Origin of the sequence: Rhizobium vallis (genome assembly GCF_003985155.1) — a bacterium.
Lineage (GTDB): Bacteria > Pseudomonadota > Alphaproteobacteria > Rhizobiales > Rhizobiaceae > Rhizobium > Rhizobium vallis.
Window position 1 is genome coordinate 1 of sequence record NZ_ML133739.1, and the last position, 1156, is coordinate 1156.

Below are 1156 nucleotides of genomic sequence, written 5' to 3' on the forward strand. Positions count from 1 at the left end.
ATGAGCGACTATCTGGTGTGTCAAGTTGCATATTGGAATTCCCTTCGCGCGTCTCGTGCTTTTGCGTTGAGAATGACGAGGAGCTTTCTGGCGAGGGCAATGCGGATGACCATTTTCGGCTTGCCTGCCGCCTGCAACCGTTGCTGGAAGGCAGCCAGATGCGGATCGTATCTGGCTGCGATGGCGGCGATCAGGAAGAGGATACCGCGCGGTCCCTTTCGGCCACCGCGCACCGGCCGTGGTCCGCTCTTCTTGCCGCTGTCGTTGGCAATCGGCGCAAGGCCGGAAAGCTTGACGATCGCCTTGTTGGAGATGTGGCCGATCTCCGGCAGCTCGGCCATCAGCCGGGCAACGGTGCGCGAGGCAACGCCCTTGATGGAGCGAAAGGCCTTGTCGAGACTGGCCCAGAGCGGATCGTCGTCGATCATCGAGGCGATCTCCCCTTCCAGCCTGCGGCTCTGGCGCACCAGAAGCGCGATCACCTCATTGAGGCTTTCAATGGTGTCTGCATCGCGGGTCGCCGTTTTGCGCTGCCGCTGAACGATCAGGTCGCCGGTGACCTGGGACAGCCGCGCCACCAACGCCTGCAGCCGCATCTGCTCAGGCTTTGGCGGTGGCGAGGCACGAAGCGGCCTGGCCTCGGCATAATGGGCAATCACCGCCGCATCGATCTTGTCGGTCTTTTCCAGAAAGCCCATCGCCTCGGCAAAGCGGCGCACATTGCGTGCATTGGCAAGCGCGCAGGCGATCCCCATCTCCCACAACAACAGGAAGGCCGCCCGCTCATAGCCGCCGGAGGCTTCCATGGCCACAAGCTCGACACCCTCGGCCCGGCACAGAGCGGCAAGCGCGCTGATGCCGGCCGCATCGTTGCCGAAACGCTGGGAAACACCGGACGGCCGGATGAACACATCCAGCCAGGCCTTCGAAACATCCACTCCACAGATGATGCTGTTCACGGTAACCTGCCTTGTGCGTGCGGTTGGAACCAAGCGACTGTTCGGTCGTACGTGACAATGGCGACGATCCCTGGCTCATCCACGGTTGTAACCGGAGGGAGAACGGGCGACGCCGCCACGCCTCTTGCCGGGTGGCCACCCGGCAAGAGGCTCAGTCGCTTCAATCGCACAAAATCACCAATGTGCAGATACAAGGG

The 1156-nt window shown here is 62.3% G+C and carries 1 protein-coding gene; it reads right to left on the reverse strand.

Translation table 11 applies throughout. The annotated features are described in order from the left end of the window. Positions 1–20 precede the first annotated feature (20 nt). On the reverse strand, positions 21–959 hold the full coding sequence (locus EFQ99_RS34820) for an IS110 family RNA-guided transposase (protein WP_126925341.1): 939 nt from the start codon (positions 957–959) through the stop codon (positions 21–23). Positions 960–1156: the final 197 nt, after the last annotated feature.